The following is a 25616-nucleotide window of genomic DNA, read 5'->3' as shown; positions in this document are numbered from 1 at the left end:
TCAGCTCCTGCATGGTGCCCGGATCAGATCTCAGCTCCCAGACGCTCTCCCTGATAGCGGCCATCACGAATCCGCTGCCACCACTCAGGATTATCCAGATACCACTGAACCGTCTTGCGCAGGCCCGACTCGAAGGTCTCCCGCGGCCGCCACCCCAGATCACGCGCTATCTTGTCGGCATCAATGGCATAACGCAGATCGTGCCCGGGCCTGTCGGTCACGAAGGTGATCAGATCACGGTAGTGCGCAAGGCCTTGAGGCTTTTGCGGCACCAAGGCTTCCAACGTCTCACAGATCAGGCGAACCACGTCGATATTGCGCTGCTCGTTATGCCCGCCGATGTTGTAGCTCTCCCCCAGCGGCGCCTCGCATGCCACCTTGATCAAGGCACGCGCGTGATCCTCGACATACAGCCAATCGCGCACCTGGTGGCCATTGCCATACACCGGCAGTGGCTTGCCCGCCAGGGCATTGAGGATGGTCAGGGGAATCAACTTCTCGGGGAAGTGATAGGGGCCATAATTGTTCGAGCAGTTGGTCATCACTGTCGGTAGACCGAAGGTTCGCCGCCAGGCGCTTACTAGATGGTCCGACCCCGCCTTGCTGGCCGAATAGGGAGAACTCGGCGCATAGGGTGTCTGCTCCGTGAAGCCATGGTCATCCTCTGCGAGGTCACCAAACACTTCATCGGTCGAGATGTGATGGAAGCGGAACATCTCAGCCTTGGCAGGGTTCGTCAACACCAATTGCTTCCAGTAACGTCGTGAAGCCTCCAGCAATCGGCAGGTGCCCATGACATTGGTTTCGATGAAGGCCTCCGGCCCATCGATGGAGCGATCGACATGACTCTCGGCGGCAAGGTGCATGACGATATCCGGCTGGTGCACACTGAAGATTCGTGCTAGTGCCTCAACATCACAGATATCCGCATGCTCGAAGACATAGCGCGGATGATCACTGACGGTCTCCAGCGAATCCAGATTGCCCGCATAGGTCAGCTTATCCAGGTTGACCACTTCATGGGACGTCGAATCGATCAGCTCGCGCACCACGGCAGAGCCGATGAACCCGGCACCGCCGGTAATCAGGAACTTCATGCTTCACCTCAGCCACGCACTCGGCGCAGAAAGAAAATGTAAGAGTGTTGACAGCAGTGGCAACATCTCGGTCAAGTTTCAATATAGCGCTGACCGCTGCTATATATTCTCGATATAATACTGGTTTCTGGGCTATCCCTAGCCCGAATAGCCTGAGTCCACCACACTGAAATTACTCCATCAAAGATTGCAACTACAATATGAGCCATCTTTTATGTATTAGGGATAAAAGTCCTACGCATATATGACATGCTTGGCAGGAATGAAAGCAGGGCCTCGATAAGCGCCTTGAGTTATGTTGCCCTCCTCTCGTAATAACTCATATCCGACCAGAACAAGGCACATCTCTCCTTCCCTGCAAGGCGTGATGCTTTTTGCCGTGCCCGCTTTGCCATGGCCTGCGTGGCGGCTGGGTCTGCCAGTAATTGCTCCAGCGCTGACTGCCATTCCTCGGGATCATCCCCAACCAGCAAGCCATCGACGCCGTGTTCGACAATCTCGGTATAAGGCGCTCTGCGGCTGTAGATGCCGACGCCGCCCATCGCCGCGATATCGAGAAACTTGATCCATGACTTACCGCGATTGAATGGCGTCTCCAAGAGCGGTGCCAGGCCGATCTGAATACGCCGTGTTGCTTGGTACTGCTGGAAGGCCTTCCACGGCAGAGCCTCTGGCGCTTCCAGCCGGTCAATGCCGGCAAGAGCATCCGGCACATGGCGTCCCATCATGACCTCGAGGCGTACCTGCGGATGCGCCTCCATCACCAACGTGAGTGCGGGTGCCAGGTGTGCGATATCATCACGATGCGCACGCGTACCGTGATACCCGATAGTCCAGTCAGGCCGAGCGAAGTTCGCCAGCTCAATGGGTGACGCCAATAGCGGCGGCGTCAGCAGCGAGACATTGGCGTGCTCACGGCCCAGCTGCGAGACCAGCGAGTCACAGCAGGCCACCACCTCATCCACAAGCGCGAGCAATGCCGGTTGGCGTTCCGCCAGCCCCCCAAGTCGTTTCACGTATGTCTCAGGCAAGCCCGGCGTGTCTCTCACCGCCCCGAGATCGTCATCGATCAGATAGACGATACGCCCGAAACGTTCACGATGCCGTTCGAGCAAACGCACCCAGCGCTCGCCCAGAGAGCGCACGATCAGCAGGTTGGCACCCGCCAACCGCCGCAGCGCCAGCCACGCCGGCAAGCGATATCGACGGGTCTCGAAGCGCTCAATGACGGCCCCCTGCTCTTTCAGCGCTGGCGCGGCCGACTCAAGAAAGTAGATATCCTCGGTCGGGCGAGCGCCATCACTGAGAACCACCCAACGTACCCCACGCAGAGAAGCGGCAGATGACGTCACGACATGTCCTGCGCACGCGAGGAGTCACGGGACACGACATGCCAGGACGACTCGACGCCACGCGCTGCGGCACGCTTGTCATCCCTCGCACGCTCTGCCTTGAGCACACGGTACTGCAACAGATTGAGCCATTCGCCACCTAGCCCCGGCATCGGCAGGAAAGGCGTGGTGCGACTCATCCCCCACAGCGCCAGACGCGAACTGCCCGCCTCGGCAGGGCCACGGCCGTGCATGCCGAAGGTATCGGCGATCAACAGCGTGTTGGCAGGCACCTTGAACAAGGTGGGAGGATTGAGCCCGAAGCGCTCCAGCGCCCCCTCTTCAACCCGGAACGAACCCCGCTGGGTGTAGCGATTGGCATGCTCACGCGCCGTCAGGCTCATGTGATATTCCCAATCCAGTCGGCCCTTGTTCAACTGCGTGGACTGAGGCACGAACATGAAAGGCCCGTTGCGCTCGCTCACCTCCTCCAGATAGAGCCAGAACTTCATGGTGGGCTGGAAGGTATCCACGTGCAGGGACTTCTGCGGGTCTGCCTCTTCACTCTCGCGGGCGCCATTGAACACTTTCTCGAGATGCACGATGGGTAGGCGGCGATGGCCAGCACAGAAACGCAGCAGACGCTTGAGCTGAGGGTCAGCCAGCACTTGCCTAGCCACCGGCAGCTCGCTAAGGGTCTCCGGGTCCAGCAATACGCGATGCGTGCGGGTATCACCCTGGCAGCATTCCCGCACCTCACCGGGGCCGTGATCGTGCACGGATTCAAGCTCCGCCTTGAGCCGCGCGAACAGCTCTGGCGACAGGAAGTTCTGCTTGAGTAGATAGCCATCACGCAGATAGGCCTCACGCTCCGCTGTTGGCACACCGCGACTGAGCATAGCCATGCGCCAGCGCATGATTCGAGACGCTGTCTTCACCCGCCAGACGTGCAGTCCTCGCCGATTCAGACGCTCGCTCCCGATCAGCGGATTGGCGATGAAGGACTTGGCACCGGTGAATAGCGCAAGGCCCCAGAGGGGAGCCTTGAGCAGAAATCGTGAACGGGACATGGCGTTCCTTGCAAGACGATGTTCAATAAGCAGCTACAGGCATGACGAGACGGCACCTTGCTTAGCGTAACGAAAAGTCTTCGTGGACGAGAGTCAGGTTGGGGTTGTAGGCCGGATCATTATCCAGCTGCTCTGCCCAGGTAGAGCGCATGTACTCACATTCAGAGAGCCAGCGTGCTCGCTTCTTCGGCGTATCATCAGCCCCCCTCGAGATGGATTCGTGATGATACAGCTCTGCGTATGGTGTCCAGAGATTACGGTAGCCTGCCTCACGGACTTTCAGGCACAGGTCAACGTCATTGTAAGCAACCGCCAGATGCTCCTCATTAAGTCCGTTGACTTCCTCAAAGACAGAGCGACGCAATAGCAGGCATGCAGCTGTCACCGCAGAGAGATTCTGAGTCGCTTTCAAACGACCTTGGAACCCATCCTCATGACGTTGGAAGAAACGGTGTGCATGCCCGGCAATACTACCGAGGCCGAGTATCACGCCAGCATGCTGAATGGTCTCGTTCGGGTAATAGAGCTTGGCACCAACGCAGCCAATATCATCACGGCAGACTTGGGATACCATCTCGCTCAACCACTCGCCATTGACAGGTTCGATATCGTTATTGACCAAACCAATTATGTCACCGCGGGATTCACGGGCACCATAATTATTGATTCCCGAGTAATTGAAGGGATGGTTCCATGGCAGTACACGTACACGTGAGTCCCGATCGGATACCTCACGCATATATTCGAGTGTCAATGGGCAGCTGCTCTGGTTATCGAGAATCAGCAACTCGAAATTCCGATACGTGGTATGTGCCAAGATAGCATTCACACACGGCTTGAGAATTTCGACACCATCACGGGTAGGGACAAGCAAGGAGACAAGCGGCGCAGGATCGGGAAGCTCCCAGCGTACCCTGACTGTCCTGTTCGCTTCTTTAAGGGACACGGCATCATCAAGGGCCGCACCCTTGACTGCGGTGGCAGCCAAGGAGTGCCGCTCCAGGTAACGCTGCACTCGATTCAGATGAGCATACTCACCATTTTGCGACTCCGCCCCGCGTAGTTGATGATTATCGTCACGAACATGCAGCAGGATGCGCGGTACACGAATTATAGATGACAGCTGATCAGGGTCAGCCAAGTACATCAATTCTAGGCTGATTGTATGAATTATCTCGACTGCATCATGTGAAAACTCAACAAGACTCGGCAATGAGTTGCAAGCTTCCTCCCAGCAAGTGGATGACCAAAGGGCAAGGTGTCCAAGATAAGGTGTCGATAGCAATAAATCCGGATTCCATCCCGGTTTGAAATTGGGCGAGTGGCGGCCTCCCTGCTCATCCAGACAATCCTCATCACAATAAATCATACTTGCCTTTGATTCAGAGTGCACTATTTCTGCAAATACAGACAAGGCGTCAGGTGAAAGCACGCCTCCAACCGCAATGAGGCCTTTCCATTGGTTATGCGCTACAGTATTCCTCATTGCTACAGACCAACCTTCGAAGGTTGATGCATGGTCTTTCTGACCACAATGGATCAAGCGTATGCGGTCATCCTGTTCGCAAAATGAGGCAAGCCACTGAAGTTGCCCTGGGGGTAACCCGACAGCCAACACGTACAACCGCCATTGAGTGTACGTTTGCGCAACAAAACTGTTAAGGGTGCTGGCAATAGCGTCTTGTATATGAAAACTCGTCACTGGCAGTACAAGAGAAAAAACCTCATCTTTTGCCCTGCCATCATTACGGGGAGTTGTTATCGAAGGATACACTGAACTATTCGACATCATGGATTCAATAGTATCGATCCACTGACGATAATTATGCTTCGAGCTCAGACTGACAAAAGTGCTGTCATAATGACGAAGTGCCAAGCACCGCCAAGGTTCGCCTCCGCGACGCGCTTCTTGTTTGAGTATTTTGCTGACGTCTGAGTGCTTCTGCCCACGAAAGTGACGATGAGCAGTCACCAACCGCTGAATCAGGCGATCCTTGGCAAATCTCGGAGTTAACCACACAAGGCGGAAATGCTTTAGACGAAAATTACCCACAGTATTGATGGGACACAGGGATATACTGCGTACACCGCTAGGCACCCAGCACATACGACGTGTTACCTTGCCTGCTCGTAACGGCAGCTCGACCTCATGCGAACCATACTTCGTCACTATCGTAAGGATCGCAACCGCTCCTGTCACTGAACGGTCCATGTCGATTTCGATCATGTTCCAACCAGGAAGTGGCATGGGCCCTTCCCAAAGAAAAGACGCTGCGCTGGAAGTAGTACGCCACTCGTCCCCATTCAAGGACTCGATACTAGAATGCACCCGTAGATAACGAGGCACGCGAATATGCAATGGGAAAGATAACAGAGTAGGCACTTTGTTAGTAGGAGACTGAAACTGTGAACTTTCCAGATACAAGGGTGTAGACAAAGCACTCACCTGACTATCGATTCATGGGTCAGCAAAGCTGATAATTGTAAGGTACAATGTTGTGACAATCTACAAGATTACCCCGAATCCCTTATGAGTGCTATGCAAAGACTGCAACCGAGCCCAAGGGCAATCCTGCGCGGTCTTTCTCAGACAGAATCGGTACTTGGTTGGCGGAAAGTGGCCATGAAATACCAACGCTTGTATCATCCCATTTCAATGTGTGCTCATCATGGGGAGCATAGTAATCTGTGCACTTGTAATGAAACTCGGCCGTTTCACTAATCACATAAAAACCATGTGCAAAGCCGGGTGGCACCCATAACATCTGGTGATTTTTATCACTCAGTACAACACCTACCCACTCACCAAAAGTATCGCTGTGCTGGCGCAAATCAACCGCCACATCAAAAACCTCACCCTGGGTGACCTGAATCAGTTTCCCTTGGGGGTTTTGAAGCTGAAAATGTAATCCTCGAAGAACACCATGACGAGAACGACTATGATTATCCTGTAGAAATATATGCTCACCACAGTGCTTCATGAATTCAGTTTGGCGAAATGTCTCCATAAAGAATCCCCGTTCATCACCATGAACCTTGGGAGTAATCAATACAACATCAGGTATACTCAAGGATTCGAATTCCATACCAGCCTCAAAAAAGATTTAATCACATTGCTCAGAGCAAACAAGACATCAACTCAATCAATAAAAATAACACTATCCAATAGTATATACAGTTAGCCTACAGGGAGTGATTGTCACGATGACAGTCAGCTAACCTTTTCAGTAAATACTGTCCGTAGCCGGTCTTTCTCAAAGCGGTAGCTTGAGCCTCCAACTGCGAATCAGTAATCCATCCATTGTTCCAAGCGATTTCCTCGAGGCAAGCAATTTTTAATCCTTGGCGATGTTCAATGGTTTGCACATACTGGCTAGCATCTAGCAAGCTGTCATGGGTGCCTGTATCTAGCCATGCAAAACCTCTCCCCAGACGCTCAACAGAGAGATCGCCGCGCTGTAGATAAGCATTATTTATACATGTGATTTCAAGCTCACCCCGTGATGAGGGCACAACGGACCGAGCAATCTCCACTACGTCGCTATCATAGAAGTAAAGTCCAGTTACAGCATAAGGTGATTTGGCCTGAGCCGGTTTTTCCTCTATCGAAATTGCCTTGCCATGATCGTCAAACTCGACCACACCAAATCGCTCAGGATCATGTACCAAATACCCGAACACAGTCGCACCCGACTTTTTCTGAGAAGCGCGCTTCAACTGGTCTGAAAAATGCTGACCATGGAAGATGTTATCTCCCAGCACGAGACAGACAGGGTCGCTACCGATAAAATCAGCCCCGATGATGAATGCCTGGGCCAATCCATCGGGAGATGACTGCACCTTATATTCGAAACGCACCCCGTACTGTGAACCATTCCCCAGCAATGCCTGATACTGGGGCAAATCCTCTGGTGTCGAAATGATAAGAATCTCTCTGATCCCTGCCAGCATCAATACAGAAATCGGATAAAAGATCATAGGCTTGTCATAAATGGGCAACAGTTGCTTGGATATGCCCAGAGTAATAGGGTGCAACCGAGTACCAGTTCCACCAGCAAGAACAATCCCCTTACGTATCATGAAAACCTCACATCAGTTCTTTGAAGAATTATCCAAGCCAGGTAAATAATGTCCAGACTAAGCATCGGATAAAATATCACTATCACTACCATCATTTAGATAATTTTCTTCAAAAAATTCGTTCAGTGTCAATATCAACTGAGAATCCCAAGCCGGTAGTGAAAGCCCAAGTTCAGTTTCGAGTTTTTTCGATGATAACCGAGAGTTCAATGGGCGACGAGCAGGAGTCGGATAATCTTGGGTTGAAATGCCTTCCACATTATCAGGATGTATCTTGAATGCAATGCCCCTAGAAATTGCATGACGAAATATGGCTTGTGCAAAACCATGCCAGCTGGTGCTACCACCTGCAGTAAGATGATAAAGCCCAGTTGGGATCTGCTGCCGAATGGCTTCAGATGTTACCTGTGCAATCAACTTGGCAGGGGTTGGCGCCCCTATCTGATCATGCACCACCCTTAGACTATCGTGCTTCACTCCCAAACGAAGCATGGTACGCATGAAATTATTTCCATGCGCAGCATATATCCAGCTGGTACGAAATATCCAATGTCGACAATGGCTGCTCAAGACAGACTCATCACCTGCTAGCTTGGACCTTCCATAGACTGAAAGTGGACTTACATCACTCTCTTCTGTCCAAGGATTATTCCCCGTTCCCGGATACACATAGTCTGAGGAATAATGTATGAGAGTTGCACCCAGCTCACTTGATTTTTTAGCCAGTAAAGATGGTAGTGATGCATTAATTAACATCGCATTATCCACTTCCACTTCTGCCTTATCCACTGCAGTATAGGCAGCTGCATTCAAGATAATATCTGGCTGATAGAGATCGATACATTTAGATACCTCAAAAAAGCTCCCAACATCCAAATCTTCACGGGTGGGAGCGTATACTTGACCGATATCGGCAAGGGCAGATTGTAACTCTATCCCTAACTGCCCTGTCCCACCCAGTAGGAGAATTTTTCTTGTAGCATCCGATTTCATGAGATTCCTAGATTTCTGGTAAAGCTAAGGCATTATGTATGTGTCACAAGCTAAGAAAACACAAAAAAAAGACACAAAAAAGAAACTCTCGAACCTTAATATAACCCAATATCAAGACGATGTTATACTTCGAATCAGTTGTTGGTGCCATTTCAAGACCCCAATATCATTTAATGAGGCCTCCTCTGAAACTAGCATTTTATCGCTAATTTTTTCAATCTCAGTACTATCCAGTCGAGATATTTTTTTATCAATCATGTCAGTCAGAGAATACTCGACTTCAGGTACCTGTAACAGAAACCTGGCATTTGATTGGGTAATGAGATAATCTGGCGAAATAGAATCGACAACGTCTTGATCGATACTTCCAGCAGTGTGAACAAACACTACTCTCTTAAAAACACGACTAATATAATGAAACATGGAGTTAGTCGATGAGGAGCCAAAAATCAGGCAAGTACCCGCAAATAGTGCTTCAGGATAATTAATCACTAACATTCTACCGAAATTTGGCAAGCCATTATCGTATAGTCGATGTTTCATATAACTGAATGACTTCAACATATCGACATGACACACTCGGCGAGGAGTAAGCTTGTTCCCAAGATCCCCCCCCATGCTTTTTGAAGTATAACGATCTTTTGAAAAGAGGTTTTCAACCTTGTCTCGAGGAAGACCGAGCTCCACAGCAAGCTCAATAGTAGCCTTCATCGCGCCCCGCTGTGTCCAGTGAGTGTCAGTTCGGATATAGGCATCATCACCCAATGCAAGCAATGCAGCTTCAGGATGAACAACGTGTGTTGCTTCGGAGAGCGCTAGTAACTGACTGATCGGTCGCTTATCATCCTGCACTGCTGTATGGTAACGGGGCCCCATTATCGTTTCCTTGGCAGGGGCGATTAACATTGACCATCGGCAACCATAATCATTTGCTATTTTGGCAACTCCTTTAAAATAGCCCCTCCAACGCTCTATACCATACTTGGTCAAGTGCATACGCCCACGATACTGATCGACGCTTCCATTAGTATCATTATCCAGAAATAACCAGCCCTCACTTCCTTCGATCACTTTGAGTGCGTCAGTATCACATTGGTCTGCTTCGCACTTAACGATCTGCAAAGGCCAACGGTAGTCATCAATCAACAACTCTAGATAAAAACGAGTCACTCTCGTTGGTATGGTAAAGCGAAAACCACATTGTCTCTGTGGGTGTGAATCATCGACATCATGCAAGATCTTATTTATTACGTCGGGTCGTTTAATTTCAAGAGGATGACAGACCTCAAACTGATCTTCCCAGCGAGCAATTATTCTTACCTTTGGTGCTGTGGCGGCTATATCCGGATGCAATAGCACCCAACCCTGGACGACACGTCCGCCTGGCAAGAACAAGGAGCCATGTTCACTTGAAGGATAATCCAATGTCCAACGATAAGGTGTGGGATCGTCACCGAATCCCATCTTTTGAACAATACGACGCCCAAAATCACGCATAAGGTTCACTACGTCAGTTTTGCTCGAATTAGATGAATCTAATTTTTTAACAGAAGCTTTCTCTACACTATCATTACTCATTTTCAGGTGAGGTGCGATCTGTGCTGCTATTGTACAAGTTTCGTCATTACGATCATGCCGCTCAAAATAGTCGCGTCCTTTGTTATAATTTTTTTGAGCTGCGCTACCACGCTTGGACTTACCGGAAAGGAACTCTTCAACCGATTTCACAATATAATGATTTATTCTAGCACCTTGCCAAATAATATCTTCACTGAGTCCGACTCGACGAGTTCCATCTTGAGCAATACGTGATTTTAAAGGGTCGCCTAACGCATTGACATATCGACCGTGCTTCAGACGAACATGATGTGGGTTATCAAATCCTAATACATCAGTAGGCCTTACGATACTTTTATAATGATGATTAGGCCCAAAGTTAATATAACTTCTAGAGGTGAACCGCTCGATCACCAAGCCTGGCTCCCGAAAGATTTCTCCAGAAGATCCGAAACAAGCCCAATTTAATGCTACCGCACCAACGCTTTCGTCAAAAAAACAACTTTCAAGCCATGGTAGTATCGATGGTGGCTTCTCCTGTCGTTCATCATCACTCTGTACAGGAAGTATAAATTCATCTGCATCAATAAATGCCAATACATCAATTTCAGCCGGGCAAGACTTCAAAAGATATTCATACGCGGCCAGTTGTGGTGGCTCACCATGTTTTGTTACCACATCCTTCAATATTACATCGTTGCTTGCAGCTAACAACTCTCTTGTACCATCATTACTACTGTTGTCAGCTATTAAAAACTGAGAAACCCCTACTAACCGATGATATGCCAACCACTCAGGCAGACAATCCACCTCATTCTTTACAATTGCGGCCACAGCTAGCTTCACAGAAAATTTCCTTATATATTGAGGCCAACAACGAACGATCTAGAAGAAAACCAACGAATGGGAGCAAATGCCGTTAGTTTAAGTAAGAATTCTACCTATCCAAAATCACAAATCGGCACACATTTCATAAGCTCTATATAGCGCAGTCTCCATTGCTGGCTGGTCAAAATACTGTTTGGCGCGCTGGCGCCCAGCCATCCCCAGATCGAGGCGCAACATGGGGTCTTGTGCAAGCTCAAAGATCCGGTGCGCCACACTCAGAGTATCACTCAAGGTTTCGAGATACCCTGTGGTGCCATCGACGACCAGCTCAGGCAAAGCCCCCCATTCGTACCCCACTACTGGGCGAGCTGCAGCCATGGCTTCCAACACGGTCCTACCAAACGATTCCTGAAAATGTGATAGATTGACCACAATATCCAGCTGGGCCAACGCTTCCTGAGGCGCATCCACATAGCCTGCGTATAGGATATTGGAAGGCACTAGTCCCGCTACCTGCCGGGCCATCAAGGTGTCAAGAGCTGAGGTACGGGGCCCAAAAACCTTGATCTGTAATTCGGGTATCAGTCGCTGGAGATGCGCTGCGACTGATACCAGGTCTTCAAGGCCTTTCTTGGGTAAATTGCTGCTCAGCATACCTAGTGTCACTGGCATCTCATTACGCAAGGCAAGCGCCAGCAAAGGGGCCATCTCGATAGTATTGGGCACAACAGTGATTGGTGGCAGCACTTGCGATGGTGGTACCCCTGACGGATCATCCCTTATCTCTTGCTGATTGTGTATGGCCATGCGGCAAGCTTCTGCCGTAATTTCAGAGTTGGCAATAATGAGATTGGCGGCTCCGCACACACGCGCCATCACAGTAGAAGCCTCAGCATTGAGCGTCTGACAAAGACTGGGATCATGCTCGGGCAGCTCACGGACATGAACGATTACCGGAACCCCACTTTCACGTGCTGCTATCATCGGCTCATGAAGAACGATGGTGTTGACATGCACGGCATCAATCTTGAAACGTTTTATCAGCCCCCGAAAATGGCGAAGTGTAGCCGGCTCCGGCGACCGCCCTCGCTGCCACCAGCCATAAGGCAGTATCGCGACCGCCATGGCATGCGCCCTAAGGGCCTCGATATAAGGTCCATTGACAGCCGAGGGCAAGCACACCACTACATTCCATCCAAGCGTATTCATCGCCTTGAGAACGTCCAACAGGCTACGCTCGGCGCCAAACAGCTTGCTGCCCGCTTGATGGCCACATAGAAGAATACAGGGTGCCTGTTCGTTGCGTGTCAGATCCCCCGAAAGTACCGGCCATGGAGATCTCCCCTCCCTTCGCCCCTGTGTCACATAGTGCCATAACGGATTTTGGTCACCGATATCAGGATAACAATAGCGATAACCGGAAGTACTGAAATGCGGCCCTGGATCACGCCCCTCTTGGCTCCCTGCTTGCCAGTAATGCGCCAATGGCTCGATGATGACATCCTGCAGATCCAGGTGTGTGCGCAGATACCAGCCCGGTGCAAAGAGCCCAGAGGCTTGCAAAACATCCAGAGGGTGCTGAAAACGCACGGGTAGCGCTTGTCGACAGATCGCAGCCGGTGCAGCAAAGGGTCGCCAAGGCGCTTCGGGAATGAGCGTTAGTTCGCCAGATTCCTTGCCTTGGCTATGCCAGCGACGGGCGGCCTCAATATAGGCTTGTCGAACCCCGACAAACCGCGTCACGAGATGGGTTGCCCCAGCCTGACTGAGGGATGCCTCATCCGCTCGACCGAATGCCAGCGGCACACCAGGCAGTACCTCGATGACGGCGTCATGACCAAATCGTGCAATCAACCGCTCATGAAACTCGGTATCGGCATCAACACGGACGTTATCCCAGCCCCCCAATGCCTCTATCGCAGTGCGGCGCACCATCAATGACGAGATATTGGGATATACCCACCCCTCCTCAATACGCCAGCGATGGAAGTGAAGTGCCGGTGTGGTTCTCACCCATGACGATAAACTCGCGACCGCACCGGCCTGGGCTTGAAGAGCCGCCACCTGGCGCACCAGCTTTTGTGGATGCGACCAGTCATCGCTGTCATGTACCGTAATCAAGTCACCGGTCGCATGTCTCAAGCCGGTATTGCGCGCAGCATAAGCCCCGCTGTTTTCCCTATGTCGCAAGAGATGCAATGCCACATGCCCCGGGCACTGGGCAGCAAGCGCCTCCACGACTTGGCAGGTGTTGTCCTCACTTGCATCGTCAACGACCAACAGCTCAAGGCGAACGTCGAACTGAGCAAACAGGCCATGGATCGCCGTTGCGATGGTGCCAGCCACGTTGTAGGCAGGCAGAATGACACTGACAAGAGGCTCACCTTCAGAAGAAGATGCTGCTGTATGTCGAGCTATAGAGCCCAATGCAGGCTTCTCAGAATCCGTAGACCCCAGGTTATCCAGACGCAACGGCAGCTTAGGGTTACGGTAGCCTACCGGCTCCAGCCCCGCGCTTTGCCATACAGCATTTATCCAGCTCAGACGTTGTGAAGGATCACATGTGGCGTTGGCATGCGCCAGTGCAGTATCGGCACGCGAGCCGAAATACTGATCAAGATGAGTCAGCACATCAGGCAGTAATGCCGTGTGCGAGGCATGGTCTGTTGAGTCCGGGCCAAGGGAATCAGAACCAAAGTTAGAGGCAGAGTCATTTGAAGCGTCAGTCCCGCCAGAAGCTACTCTCTCGTGAGACACGCATTTTCCCGCCACATCATGCTGGGTAGTCGCCAATAGCGCCTCGACTGCCAACAAGGCTGGGCCGCTATGTGTCGGGGAATCGATCAACTGCCCGTCAGGCAGCAAATACTGCCTGACGAGTGCCCAATCCTTCCGCCAGGCCCACCACCGAGCCAGTGCCCAACGAGCATAGTGAGATTCCTCGCGACTGGCCAGAGGGTCATGAGACAAGTACTCAAGGAGCGGCAACATAACACTGTCGGCCCCCCTCCAAAGATGATGCTCCCAAGACAAGGCACGATTGTTGCGCGGCAAACGCCCTTCACGTTTGCCATGCTCCAGATAATGTATCAGTGGATTCCACCCTGCATCGGCGACGTCAGGGTAGCGTCTGAGATACCAGCCACCATCAAAATCAGGCCCTGGTGCCAGCCCAGCCGCCGCCCCTTCCTTGAGATAATGCTGGATAGGCGCTCTCCGGGCAGACTGGTTACCTGCCAACATGGGTTGGCTCAAGTACCATGCAACATCAAATAGACTTGATTGTTCAATGAGCCGAAAACGCCGAGAATCAGCATGCCAGCGACGAATCAACTTGAAGATGACGCCCCTCTCTGCCCAAGACCGTTTCTTTACCTTACGATACCAGCCGTATTTCAACTATACTTCCTCGCTGTATTGAGTGGGGCCATAGCCCTGCCAGATACGCTTATATCTAGGCTAGTAATTTCACTTCAACACGTTAGCAATATCCTGAGCATATTGATTGGCTTGGCGCGCATCTCTGGCTTCCACCATGACACGCACCAGAGGCTCGGTGCCCAGGGAAAACGCATGAAAGCTTTCAGGCCGCGAGAATGTCAGCAAGATATGTCTCAACCAGTGCCGCTTTCTACTGTTTCCGCCGAATTCCGCCTTTGAAAGATTTCTCTCCTTTCAGGTAATTCAGCGCAATATGCCGGACCCTGGCGAGGTTTTCCCCCGCCTGTCCGCGGTGGATTTTGCAGGCATCTTCACGAAGCGCCACATCCAAAGACCAGTGGAGCTTGGCCTCAATATGCCAGTGCTGCCGAGCTGCTTCGGCGAGCTTCTTGGCGGTCAACTCGGCTGAACTAATGTAGTAGCGGATCATCGGCTCTTCAGGAGCCTCATCGCTCTCTTGGCGAAAACCCATCACCACTCCTAGCGTTTTCAAGCCCGGCCATTCGTAGCTAAGCTCTTGAAACTCTTCAGTAATCTCGCTCACAATGTGATAGCGCGTCTCTTGCCGGCCGCGGTTCTTTTCATCCGTGATATACGAGTCTCCCGAAAGCTCGCCACCCTGGTTATTGGGGATGCCGTCTCGAAGGCGGCAGCCAAAGCTGGCTGATTCCCCTTTACCGATAGCAGGTAATCGGCACCCTTCTGCAGGACCTGAGTGGCGATCTGTTCGGCAGCCCATGGCATCAATTGTCACCAAGCAGCCTTGCAGATTAAGTAGCTTTAGCAGCTCGGGAATCGCCGTAATCTCATTCGACTTCTGCGCCGTCTTCACCTGCCCTAGCACGACACCCTTAGCCGCGCTGAAGGCACTGACCATGTGGATCGCACCCTTGTTCTTGCCACGGCAATACGAGCCACGCAATGTCTTGCCATCAATGGCTACCACTGCGCCCTCAGTCACGTCATGGCAACTTTTCATCCACTCAGCGAATGCAGTTTGCAGCTGCTCGGCATTCACCAGGGCCATCACCCTGGCAAAGGTATCGTGACTCGGGACGCCAGTCTCAAAATCGCCGTACAGGCGAAGAAAGTCCAACTTCGCGTGGCCAAAATCTTCGATTTCATCCCAACCTTCTGCACCACAGATCACCGCACAGACGATCAGAAACAAGATATCCGACAGCTGATGCTGCACTTTCCACGCCTGGCGGAAGTCGGGAACAATCGATAAATGGTGCATAAGAGACGGTGTCAGCATCGGATCATCCATGAGCGAAAGCTGCTAAATGACCACATGAGGTCCTTTTGGTAAAGCGCTACGAGGCGGAATCTGTCAACATAGTTGGCACATGAAGTGGTTCTGGCTTTTTAAAACCCTATTGCCTGCGGTATCAGATCCCGCTCCGGATTCAAATGCACTATCTCCGGCAGGTCGAGTTTTCGGATGTCACCTGACCATCGCTCCGGGTGACGCTGCTTCGCGGCCTCGAAGACCTCTCGGCGCTGCGTCAGAATGCCTTTGGCCTCGCCGTCATGACGCTGGCTCGGCGTGACGTAGCGAAGGGCGCTGTGCCGGTGCTCATGGTTGTACTACTCGGTAAATTGCTAAACCCAGTCCTGAGCCTCGGCCAGGGTGGCGAACCCGTCGACGGGGAAGCCCGGCGGGTACTTCAGCGTCTTGAAGGCCGACTCGGCGAAGGCATTGTGGTTGCTGACTCGCGGTCGGCTGTACGAGGAAGTGATGCCCAGGTCATAGAGGTTTTCCAAGAAGGTCGCTGCCTTCATCGGGCTGCCGTTATCTGAATGCAGAATCAAGGGTTTATGACGATCTGTCAGGCGCTCTCGCCAGCAGGTTTTCTGAATCAACTCAGCGGCCAGCTCGCCAGTCTCTGTTTCATAGATTTCGTGCCCAACGATCTTGCGGCTGAAGACGTCCATGATCAGGTACAGATACCACCAAGTGCCGCGCGCGGGACCGGGCAGCCACGAAATATCCCAGCGCCAAAGCTGGTTCGGCGCCGTCGCCTGGTGAGTGGTCGGTGGGCGCTTACGCTGAGGGGCCTGCTGTCGGCCCCGGTGATGTTGTTGATCATATTCATGAAGCACTCGGTATATCGTCGACTCAGAGGCCAGGTAGCAGCCCTTGTCAGCCTAATCGGCCACGATGAAGGCCGGAGGGCGGCTTCGATACTCTGGAGCGTTGCACAACGCCACGATCGCTTTTCGCTCCTCGGGAGATAGCTTGTTGGCCGGTTCCGGGCGATCGGCGTCGGGGAGGCGGTCGGCCGTCACTTCGCCTTCTGCGACCCAGCGGTAGTAGGTCCGCACGCTGATGCCCATCACCTGACAGGCCTTGGCCAGCCGAGCCCCGTCACGCTGGGCGTCTTGCACCAGGGTCACGATGCGCTGGCGATCCGGGAGGCTGATCAGTCGTCCTCGTCGTGGGTCGTGCCCCTGATCGCCTCGGCTTTTTTTGACAGGGCCAACAGGGCCGCCGTCTCGGCGAGGGCCTTGTCCTTGCGGTGCAGCTCGCGCTCCAACTTACGGAGACGCTTTTGCTCGGCCTTGCGAGCCTGGCGTTGTTGCTTGGCCTGCGCTGCCACGTCGTCGTTGGCGTTCATGCAGGCATCCCGCCAGGCCTCCACCTGCTCGGGGTAGAGCCCACGCTCGCGGCAATAGCCGCTGAGTTCAGCCTCGTTCATCGGGGCCGTCTCCAGGACGATCTGGAACTTCTCCTGGCTGGTCTACTGGTCGGGCTGGGTGGAACGTGATGGCAAAACTTGTCCTCGCTCTCTGGCCTGTTTCCGCCAATTGTAGAGGGTTGTTGCAGTGATGCCTTCCTGTTTGGCCAATTCCGGGATTGTCATGCTCATAGGCGGCGCCATCTTCTTGAGGATGGCTTCCTTACGCTCTGTGGAATAACGCACGTTGATAACCTCTCAATCCGTTTAGGTGACAACTACGCTGGCAGATAGGGGAGGCCCGTCGTAGAGAGTTTTTCATGCATTTTCCCTGAAGCACCTACCGATACTCTCGATCATTGACGGCATAAAACGAGGATAGCCCGAGCGCTCACCGCGGGGGCCACCGTAAGAAAACAGCATCGAGCAGGCACTACGCCTCCACAACGCTGAGCAGGCGGCTCACCCACTCAGTCCTTGCCCTGCTCTTCCGGCAGGGAGAAATCCAGGCCCAAGGCACGCTCGGGGTGAGTATCGTCATCATGAACAGCCACCGCCGTCCCTGGCATCGGCGCCGGGACAACGACAGGCGCATCAGGGCGGGTCAAGCGACCAAGGCCCTTCTCCAACGGGTAATACGTCAGCTCAAAGCCGTGATCCTTAGCCCAGCGTTCGCAGATATCCTTCTCCTCATGGCGGATGGTGTCGTCCATCCACACCTCGGCATTCGGTGAGAGCTTGTCGGCTAGTGCCGGCAGCGCCGGGTAGCGGCTGAACAGGCAGGTTGCCCCCGGGGGGCCGTCCACCCAAAGCAGATCGATCTGCTCGATGCCTTCCAGCAGTGAGACCGGGTACCAGCGTGACGGCTTCTCGGCATCCTCAGGGTTCAGGTGTTCACCTTCCCAGGCTTCCAGGTCGCCAATGCGCAGATCCACCCAGCCTTCCAGCCGCTCGGCCTGCAGTGTGCCGAGGGTCTGTGCGCCGTAGTAGTCACTGTGCTCGATGGAGATCAGCTGGCCCGCACCGTTCTGGCGCAGGGCATCGGCAATCACCAGCGTAGAGGCCCCGCTGCCGAACTCCACAATCACCTGAGGGCGGGTGGCCATGATGTGCGCATGCAGGCGCAGCAGCACGTCCGGGGACGTTGCCCAGCCACGCAGCGGCGGCAGCTGGCCCTTGATAGCCAGGCGGCGCTGCAGCCAGGAGAGGCTTTCCAGCTGAGCATAGAGGCGGTCTTGGACTCGAACCAAGTCCCTTACTAGTTTTTTGGCATTATTATGTCCTTGCAAGAGAACCTTTTCTTCCATCTCCTGCAGTTTCTTATAAACTTCTTCCACCTCTACCCCCTAAACAAGTTAGTCATTACCAAAATATCCCGGGTGTACACCTTGTTTTTACATCTTCCAAATCTTCAACCATGCGGTTAGCCAAAACAACATCACTAAGTTCTTTAAAAGCATCAAGATCTGACACAACACGGGAACCAAAAAACTCGTTCGCTTCGAGTGCTGGCTCATACACCACAACCTCAACGCCCTTGGCCTTAATACGCTTCATGCCCCCCTGCATAGCACTTGAACGGAATTTATCCGAGCCGGTCTTCATGATCAGACGGCACCCTACAATTAGGTAGTTTTCTAATTTAAATAATAATCTATTTGAGAAAAAATAGAATAGTACTTTACTACATTCCTTGATTTCTTAGACTTTAGCCACTCTAGCTTTTTTATCAAAACATCTTTATCGACCTTAAAAATTTCTTTAGTGTAGCATCTGTCAATAACTTTAGGTGCGTTATAGAAAGAATGATTATATATATTTACCATCTCACCCTTTTCTTTAACAAGAGGCAGGGGAGATGATTTACTTCCTCTCGACCTAGAAGAAATACCTTTATCGTAATCTAAAGCATCAAACAACAACTCATCCCCATCATAGCGAGAGGGAATATGGTAACTTAGATCATAAAACCTCACGTCACTTGGCTTATCATACTCGTAATATGCTAGTTCTTCACACAATCTTTTTGTAACATCAAAAACAATTCTTCCACTAAAAAGAATGTCTGAAGGAACCCTTTGAGATAGTTCCAGCAGACTTTGAGATTGCAAAGCATGAATATCAACTTTTTCACTTCTATGAACTTTATTTCCAAAATGGTACTTCGCCCTAAAATTCAAATAATGGCGAATAAAAGCTGTTGCTGGGTCAGTTGTTCCTAATTTATAAAATGTTGACTCTATCTCCTCTCTTACAACCTCAGGGTGAGCGAAACTTTTTTCAGAAAAATCTCTCACCCATTTATTAACCAAGTCGCTATCGGATCTTCCATCATTTCGGCTGATAACTTTATCTACCATGCCTTGATAAAAACCCCTATACACTTCACCAAATCCACCTCCAAGCAAATAAGTTGGATAAGCATGGTGTATAGAAACTTGTTTAACCAAGGAATCAATAGAGTGATAGGAGAACTGATTATGTGACTGTATCTTTTCTAACAATGAATTAAAGGGCTGGCCAAATATACCGACATCGCCATTTTCAATGAACTTACCACCAAATCGACCGAGAATGGATGCTGATATATATAAGTCTCGACCAATGTCTCGGGTAGTGAACTTAACATCATCAACGTATCCACCTGCAAGAATTGCAGCATAAAGAAGTCTACTATCTCGACCACCAGTTAACGCTGCAATTACGGTACGCCCAGAACTTACTGCCTTGGATACATTATCAACAATCTCATTGGCACCTTGATCGATAAGCCTCCAGTATTCTTCGTGATTAACAACATCACAATAAGTATTATTTCTAACTGTTTCCACTGCGCCATTTGAAACTAAAAGGCTACTCCCATTTTCAAGCTGATAAACGCCTGTTATTGGGGTGTGGAAGGTTGAGGGTTGCATTGTGAAGGAGTTTTCGAACAAAAAATTACTTGCCAGCGCAGACAAATTCGGCGCGTATCTACCAATATGCTTATGTATAATATTTAACAAATGGAGAGAATTAGATACTAGCTGGTTACTGTAATAGACTGGAGACGATGAGAAAGGGTCAACGTTAATATTAGCTGTTTCATTCGAGTAAGACAACGCAATCCAGTCACCCACCGCATCGGGACAGGCGTCGAAAGCACAGGGACCTAATATTATCCTCCCACTTGAAGAAGTATATCCAGATACAACAGTCCCATTAGTGGGTAAATACCCTTCATATCCAAAAAAAAAGATTCTAAAACTCTCTTTTTCTATACAGACACCACCATATTTATTGCAAACATCAAGAACAGATCTTGACTTGCTTGTATCGACAACGAAGTCAAACTTACACCCCTTGTCAGCAAAATAATTCATGCTAACTACCCACCTCTCTTCTTAAAACTAAATATAAGAAAGCCACGCACCAAGATAACTAACAAGGGCTTTTGAAAAATAGACAAAAATGATATAGATTATTCAAAGTCTTATCAATTACCTGCGTAGCTGGAAAAACACATGAAAAACGTCACACCATAAATATGTCTGCAAAATAGGTCTCCAGCATCCATCGAGGATTATTTCTGTTATGGCTCCGCGTTGTGAGGTCGTCTCATCCAAAGATCCAGCTTAACCAGAATCCGTGATGCACGATAAACCACAAGCGCTTGTCGGAAATCTACAGATCTTGGGAGACGGCCAGCACCGGCATAACCTTGACTAGTCGCATGACGGCCTGCTCGAACAACAGGGTGAAGTCACTGCCAGGCCGCTCCTAGGGCACCTAGATGCGTTTGGCGCCATGCTCGGGCCACTTGATGTGCGGGACGCGTGCATATAGGTAGTACTGGTACTGGAAGAGGTTCAGAGGCCGACAAATCTTGTTGGCTAAGTAATGGGCAGGGCAGCCCTTACCACACTAGGGGAAGGAGTAGAGCTGCCTCGCTCGGCCTCAATATAGATGTCCAGACGGGGGCAACACGGGGTGGTATCCAGATGCTGGTCCTTGAGCACCCAAGGCGTTTCTAGCCCTAGGCCGAGGTTAGAATCTGTGTACCGTCCGTGCAATACCTCCTATCCATGTAGAGATCATATCCAGGCCAAGATAAGAGGGCAAATTCCACACCCAGCGCCAAAGAGCCTAAAATCACCTTGTGGGCTTTCTCTTCTTTCTAGCTGGCGGAAGAGACTCAATTTCTGGTATTTCCCATCTCCTTTTCATATAACCATCCAGCATCAGCGCCCCTAAATATTTATCAAACTCTTCCGAGAATGAAACTATATTCCCAAAATATGGACCACCTGGGGTTGGGGTTAATTCTCCTACATATGCATTATCACCTGTTGTATATAAATCAACACTTATAAAAGGTCTATCAATATGATTTGAAACTTTCTCCGCAATGCTGATCATTTCATTATAGTTACTTGGCTTTACATGCTCACCCAATTCAACATACTTTTTATTTGTCTTGACAAGGCTTTCATTAGTTGGTTCGAAATCACCATCGAAGAATGCCACATTATCAATGGGGTTATTTCGATCAATTTGGAGAATAAACTTAACAGAACCATCAAATGTATAAAGCTTATAGTCAAAAGGTATCTTCATAGGACCATTAAGGCCTTTAATAACTTCTTCGCCAATTATCCTTGAAGTTTTTGGATTGAAGCTTTTTTTAATTAAAGCAACCAACTCTTCCTTTGAGAAAAGCTTAGATCTAAGCTGTTCGAAATAGCCTCCCTTGACTTTATAAAGTATGAAAACGCCTCTTTTGGCTGCAAGATTAGTGAGTTTTATAACTATAGGGTCTGGCATTCCATCAAGAACCAAATCATCAATAGTGCTAATTTCAAAAAAAATCTTTGGTAAGGGCAACGCCAGCTCATTTACTATCTTTCGAGTCATTAACTTATCTATATATATTCTATTTGCATCTGTCTTTTTGACATGAGCATGTATGAAATCCGTAAAGTACTCACATTTCATGGGCTTTCTCTTATGAAAAGTTTTAGTATTAATTAAATGCAATATCTAGCATGAGGCCTGAACCCAGCTTTTTAGCAGCCTCAAGAAACTTGGCATCATCAATAGCCCAAGTATGATTATTGCCACTTGAATATCGGACGTGTACGAAATTAAACGGGTCTGCTGAAAACACTTTCCGCCCAGAATCTAGAAGGTCTTTGATGAAGATGGAGTCAGTCCCCTGCCTAACTTGAGTAAATTTGAGGTTTCCGGTCATTTTTCGACTCCAAACCAGAGTCCCTCCTTGGACACGCTTGAAATAGCGATAGTGTTTCCCCGGAAAGCGAAGTGCAAAATCATTAGTACTTTCTACATAGCAGAAGAAACTTGTTTTCCCCACGAGAGCGGCCCCAGAGTACTGCAGAGCCAGGCAGGAGTCTAAAAGGTAGTTAGGCCCGTAATGATCATCGTCATCTATTTTGGCCACTATATCTGTATCGCAGGCATCTAGCGCCAAGTTGAGCCCATCAGCAAGCACCTTATCTTCTCCACTGATGCGCATGAACTTGAAACTTTCAAACTCTTGGAATGCCGCAACAACTTCACTTTCATCAGTCTCTTCACCATGGGCGACATAGATAACCTTGACTTCAACACCATTCTGGGCCTTGAGCATCCTTGCAACATTGGCAGCAAACCACGGGCGCTTTGAGACACATACGGCAGTAACGCGGAAGCGTTCGACTCCTTCATCGTCTCTACCTTCCGCAACTTTATCTAATATTTCTGAGAAACGATGCCGATAGGTATTAGCACTATGAACAAATCGCACGCCCTTTGCCGCTATTTTCAAAGCATGGACATCATCGTCCAAAACTCGAGAAATCTTCTCTCGAGACTCTTGAGGTGTATTGGCAACCTGCACAATTTCGCTCAGTTCATTTTTTAGCGAATTTGCTGGTGAAGAAACTATTGGAGTACCACAACCGCAAAGCTCGTATATACGCCTTGCCAACATCGAGCTTGAATCCTCGACAGAGTTGACGTTAATCATCACACTGTATTTTTTATATACCTGGTCAGCAATTTTGTTGTAGGGCACAGCGGGCAGCAAACTAGCTTTATATTTCTCAGGATAGACCAACCCGGGCGCAGCATTTTCTAGAGATGAATAACGATCATAAATATCGAGAATACCCTTTTCCAAGGGATACTCGAATAGCATTTCAAGACGTTCAGCACGTGTTGGATACTTCTCACCATTCCAGCTACCAGCAAATGCAACACGCCCATTTTTTTCACCCTTCAGCAAAGGAGAGTGAAGCTTCTCTTGAGCAGCAAATTTCAGGAGATAAACTCGGTCGTGCCCAACGTCCTCTTTATACCGATCTATTACAGTGGCATCTGTTGTAAAGATGTAATCAAAGCAGCTGGCTGCATCAATGAAAACATCATAGTTAACGGGATCTTCCTTATTCCAAAAAACCGTAGGTATTTTCCGACGCTTGCACTCTAGGAGAAGCTCTAAGAGAGGCGAACCAAACTTACCTTTGATTTTTGACATGCAATAATTCCATGTGGCGCCATTTCCTCGCCACGCGCTTTCTGCAAAAAACATGTCAAAATCATCGTTGTCTAGCTGCTCACGCCAAGCTGCTTTGTCCGCTGGCACGAGGTTAAACTCATCCTTGAAGCAGTCTTGTGTAAACTCGTCCATGATCGTTAAGACATTATAGTTATTATCACTTTCTTTTTTGGAAACTTTGGGAGGGGGTACGTTTTCTCTCAAAACCTTAGACAAGTCAGCAAAAGCGGCTGAATCTGGATAAGAAGCCTTATGTACCAAGGACGAGATTTTCTTCTTAACACCAATCTCGAGTCCATCAACAGTCACTTTTACACTACGAGCATGGAAAAGCCTAAACCCAACCTTTATTTTTACGACCTCATCAGGCACTTCAAATTCATGGAGAGGTACTACGGCTCCCTGGCTGCAATGCAGGTACTTGTAATACGCTCCCAGCGGCTGAGACTTAGCCAAAGCTCCACAAGCGACATCTAGCTCACGACCATCTTGCCCGCAAGCTTTCACTAGCATGACCGCCTTGCGGTCAACTATGCCTTTTTTATTATGATATTGGACATTGCCCTTAACCGTAATGCTCTGCCCCTGGCTCACTTCTATCTCTCGCCAGTAGGTAGAGTTACTCAACTCAATCTTATCTTTTAATTTCTGAACTGGCTGCGACGGCAGCTCAGACTTTGAATTAATCACGGGCGCTACGACTTGCTTGGCAACCGCCTCACTCTCTCCGCCCTGCTGCCCTTTCTCCCCCTTCAATACCCTCACCATCGGCTCGATATGGGCCGAGAACAGCAGCTCGGTACTGGGCTGGGGAACAGGCAGCTTCAGTGCCCCCTGAAGGGCTTTGACTAGGCTTTGGGAACTCCCTGCTTCGAACGTAATCACACTCTCGAAATTCTGGGCGTACTCCACCAAAGGAGCGACATCGGAGACCACCAAACGCTTGCCGAACGCCAAAGCCTCGGCTGCCTTCATGGGCGGCACAAGCTGACACACAGTCGAGTTCTTACGAGGAATAACTACTGCATCAAACAATGAGTAATAGTCAGCTATCTGTTCATGCGGAACTCGACCAGCTCTAATTAGCCAAGGAATGCTCGCCACTGTCTTGATGCTTTCTACTGCCTGAGTGAGAGGTTGATCATCACCCACAAGTAGCAATTGAATTTTCTCACCAGCTTTAACCAGATCTGCGCAGGCCTTGGTCAGCACATCGAGACCTTCATAGGCAGTGAAGCTACCGATATAGCCGATAATTATGCAGTCTTTATCAATCCCAAGTTTTTTTCTGAGTTTATCATCACCCGACTTGAGAGCCGGCAGTTGACTAACCCCGTTAGGAACAATCGAAATTCTTGTAGGATTTACATCTCGGCGTGCCAGCTCTTCTCGCATTGCATGGTTGAGAGTGAATACGTGTCCTGCCTTGCGGGCCACGAAAGCGTCACGCTCTGCTTCCTGCCGGCACGCTTGGGTTTTGGCATACCCCGGCTCGCGTGCTTCACGCGATAGCTCCCAGAAACCTCGAACTTCATTATCAAAAGGTAGGCCGAGACGCTTGGCCGCGATCCAGGCCGGCAGCCCGACAATATAATTTGAAGCGGCGATGATCTTCTCAGGCCGATAGACACGAAACAATTCCGTGAAACGCTCAACACTAGCCTCAAGATGAGCACACTCCCCCTTCGGCACCTTCCCAGCAGGCCATCGGCTATGGAGATAGCGCACCCCGTCAATGGTGACTTCAGTCGTGACATCCGCCTGTTCATTCAACTCCCAGGGACGGCCCGGACGAACAAGACAAAGGACTTCACACCCTTGTGCGTTCAGAGCCTGTGCAATGCCCTGTGTTCGAATGGCGTAACCATTGCTGGCGTAGCTCTGTCCATGACTGACGACATAGGCCACACGCCCCGGTATGGGGAGTGTCAAGGGTGTGTCATCATGTTCGGCGAGACGCGTCGCAAGCTGCAGAAGATCGTCCATTGAGTCCTTCTTTA

Annotated in this window: 16 protein-coding genes and 1 pseudogene; all 17 read right to left on the bottom strand. The window is 50.3% G+C overall.

Going from position 1 to position 25616, the window contains the following annotated elements:
- Window positions 1-23: 23 nt before the first annotated feature.
- Window positions 24-1097, bottom strand: coding sequence for a dTDP-glucose 4,6-dehydratase (gene rfbB, locus NH396_RS13430; RefSeq protein ID WP_253064354.1), 1074 nt, complete (start codon window positions 1095-1097; stop codon window positions 24-26).
- 293 nt (window positions 1098-1390) lie between these two features.
- A complete protein-coding gene (locus NH396_RS17200; protein ID WP_253064353.1) occupies window positions 1391-2449 on the bottom strand; it encodes a glycosyltransferase in 1059 nt (352 codons plus the stop codon).
- Window positions 2446-3498 (bottom strand): phytanoyl-CoA dioxygenase family protein, encoded by a 1053-nt coding sequence (locus NH396_RS13420; RefSeq protein ID WP_253064351.1) that lies wholly within the window; start codon window positions 3496-3498, stop codon window positions 2446-2448. The genes NH396_RS17200 and NH396_RS13420 overlap by 4 nt, the downstream gene beginning before the upstream one ends.
- 61 nt (window positions 3499-3559) lie before the next feature.
- Entirely contained in the window at window positions 3560-5746 is a 2187-nt protein-coding gene (locus NH396_RS13415; protein ID WP_253064348.1) for a glycosyltransferase family 2 protein, read from the bottom strand.
- 289 nt (window positions 5747-6035) lie between these two features.
- Window positions 6036-6584, bottom strand: coding sequence for a dTDP-4-dehydrorhamnose 3,5-epimerase (rfbC, locus tag NH396_RS13410; protein WP_253064346.1), 549 nt, complete (start codon window positions 6582-6584; stop codon window positions 6036-6038).
- Window positions 6585-6681: 97 nt separating this feature from the next.
- A complete protein-coding gene (gene rfbA, locus NH396_RS13405; protein ID WP_253064344.1) occupies window positions 6682-7578 on the bottom strand; it encodes a glucose-1-phosphate thymidylyltransferase RfbA in 897 nt (298 codons plus the stop codon).
- A gap of 57 nt (window positions 7579-7635) precedes the next feature.
- Entirely contained in the window at window positions 7636-8571 is a 936-nt protein-coding gene (rfbD, locus tag NH396_RS13400) for a dTDP-4-dehydrorhamnose reductase (RefSeq protein ID WP_253064342.1), read from the bottom strand.
- Between the two features lie 111 nt (window positions 8572-8682).
- Window positions 8683-10974, bottom strand: coding sequence for a glycosyltransferase family 2 protein (locus tag NH396_RS17195; protein WP_253064340.1), 2292 nt, complete (start codon window positions 10972-10974; stop codon window positions 8683-8685).
- A 105-nt stretch (window positions 10975-11079) separates the two neighbouring features.
- Window positions 11080-14355 (bottom strand): glycosyltransferase, encoded by a 3276-nt coding sequence (locus NH396_RS13390; RefSeq protein ID WP_253064337.1) that lies wholly within the window; start codon window positions 14353-14355, stop codon window positions 11080-11082.
- Between the two features lie 69 nt (window positions 14356-14424).
- Window positions 14425-14562 carry a hypothetical protein gene (locus NH396_RS13385; protein ID WP_253064335.1) on the bottom strand — a complete coding sequence of 46 codons (138 nt, stop codon included), beginning with the start codon at window positions 14560-14562 and terminating at the stop codon, window positions 14425-14427.
- A 25-nt stretch (window positions 14563-14587) separates the two neighbouring features.
- Window positions 14588-15667 carry an ISAs1 family transposase gene (locus tag NH396_RS13380; protein WP_253064333.1) on the bottom strand — a complete coding sequence of 360 codons (1080 nt, stop codon included), beginning with the start codon at window positions 15665-15667 and terminating at the stop codon, window positions 14588-14590.
- A 98-nt stretch (window positions 15668-15765) separates the two neighbouring features.
- Window positions 15766-17282 (bottom strand): annotated as a pseudogene (locus tag NH396_RS13375) (IS3 family transposase).
- Between the two features lie 266 nt (window positions 17283-17548).
- Entirely contained in the window at window positions 17549-18415 is an 867-nt protein-coding gene (locus tag NH396_RS13370) for a class I SAM-dependent methyltransferase (RefSeq protein ID WP_253064331.1), read from the bottom strand.
- Between the two features lie 25 nt (window positions 18416-18440).
- On the bottom strand, window positions 18441-18683 hold the full coding sequence (locus NH396_RS13365; protein WP_306424414.1) for a hypothetical protein: 243 nt from the start codon (window positions 18681-18683) through the stop codon (window positions 18441-18443).
- A gap of 32 nt (window positions 18684-18715) precedes the next feature.
- Window positions 18716-20440, bottom strand: coding sequence for a hypothetical protein (locus NH396_RS13360; protein ID WP_253064329.1), 1725 nt, complete (start codon window positions 20438-20440; stop codon window positions 18716-18718).
- A 769-nt stretch (window positions 20441-21209) separates the two neighbouring features.
- Window positions 21210-22052: an ATP-grasp fold amidoligase family protein gene (locus NH396_RS13355; protein WP_253064327.1), complete on the bottom strand. Its 843-nt coding sequence runs from the start codon at window positions 22050-22052 to the stop codon at window positions 21210-21212.
- Window positions 22053-22080: 28 nt separating this feature from the next.
- Window positions 22081-25602: a glycosyltransferase gene (locus NH396_RS13350; protein WP_253064325.1), complete on the bottom strand. Its 3522-nt coding sequence runs from the start codon at window positions 25600-25602 to the stop codon at window positions 22081-22083.
- Between the last annotated feature and the right edge of the window lie 14 nt (window positions 25603-25616).

The sequence above is a fragment of the Cobetia sp. Dlab-2-AX genome (assembly GCF_024124625.1).
Taxonomy (GTDB): Bacteria; Pseudomonadota; Gammaproteobacteria; order Pseudomonadales; family Halomonadaceae; genus Cobetia.
Note: the sequence above shows the minus strand (reverse complement) of the source record. Positions and strands in the feature narration are given on the sequence as shown.

What these genes read in the sequence shown, in the direction of transcription:
- rfbB (WP_253064354.1), bottom strand. Translation starts at nt 1,097, where the DNA reads ATGAAGTTCCTGATTACCGGCGGTGCCGGGTTCATCGGCTCTGCCGTG.
- NH396_RS13365 (WP_306424414.1), bottom strand. Translation starts at nt 18,683, where the DNA reads ATGAAGACCGGCTCGGATAAATTCCGTTCAAGTGCTATGCAGGGGGGC.
- NH396_RS13360 (WP_253064329.1), bottom strand. Translation starts at nt 20,440, where the DNA reads ATGAATTATTTTGCTGACAAGGGGTGTAAGTTTGACTTCGTTGTCGAT.
- NH396_RS13415 (WP_253064348.1), bottom strand. Translation starts at nt 5,746, where the DNA reads ATGCCACTTCCTGGTTGGAACATGATCGAAATCGACATGGACCGTTCA.
- rfbC (WP_253064346.1), bottom strand. Translation starts at nt 6,584, where the DNA reads ATGGAATTCGAATCCTTGAGTATACCTGATGTTGTATTGATTACTCCC.
- rfbD (WP_253064342.1), bottom strand. Translation starts at nt 8,571, where the DNA reads ATGAAATCGGATGCTACAAGAAAAATTCTCCTACTGGGTGGGACAGGG.
- NH396_RS13420 (WP_253064351.1), bottom strand. Translation starts at nt 3,498, where the DNA reads ATGTCCCGTTCACGATTTCTGCTCAAGGCTCCCCTCTGGGGCCTTGCG.
- NH396_RS13355 (WP_253064327.1), bottom strand. Translation starts at nt 22,052, where the DNA reads ATGAAATGTGAGTACTTTACGGATTTCATACATGCTCATGTCAAAAAG.
- NH396_RS13350 (WP_253064325.1), bottom strand. Translation starts at nt 25,602, where the DNA reads ATGGACGATCTTCTGCAGCTTGCGACGCGTCTCGCCGAACATGATGAC.
- rfbA (WP_253064344.1), bottom strand. Translation starts at nt 7,578, where the DNA reads ATGATACGTAAGGGGATTGTTCTTGCTGGTGGAACTGGTACTCGGTTG.
- NH396_RS13380 (WP_253064333.1), bottom strand. Translation starts at nt 15,667, where the DNA reads ATGGATGATCCGATGCTGACACCGTCTCTTATGCACCATTTATCGATT.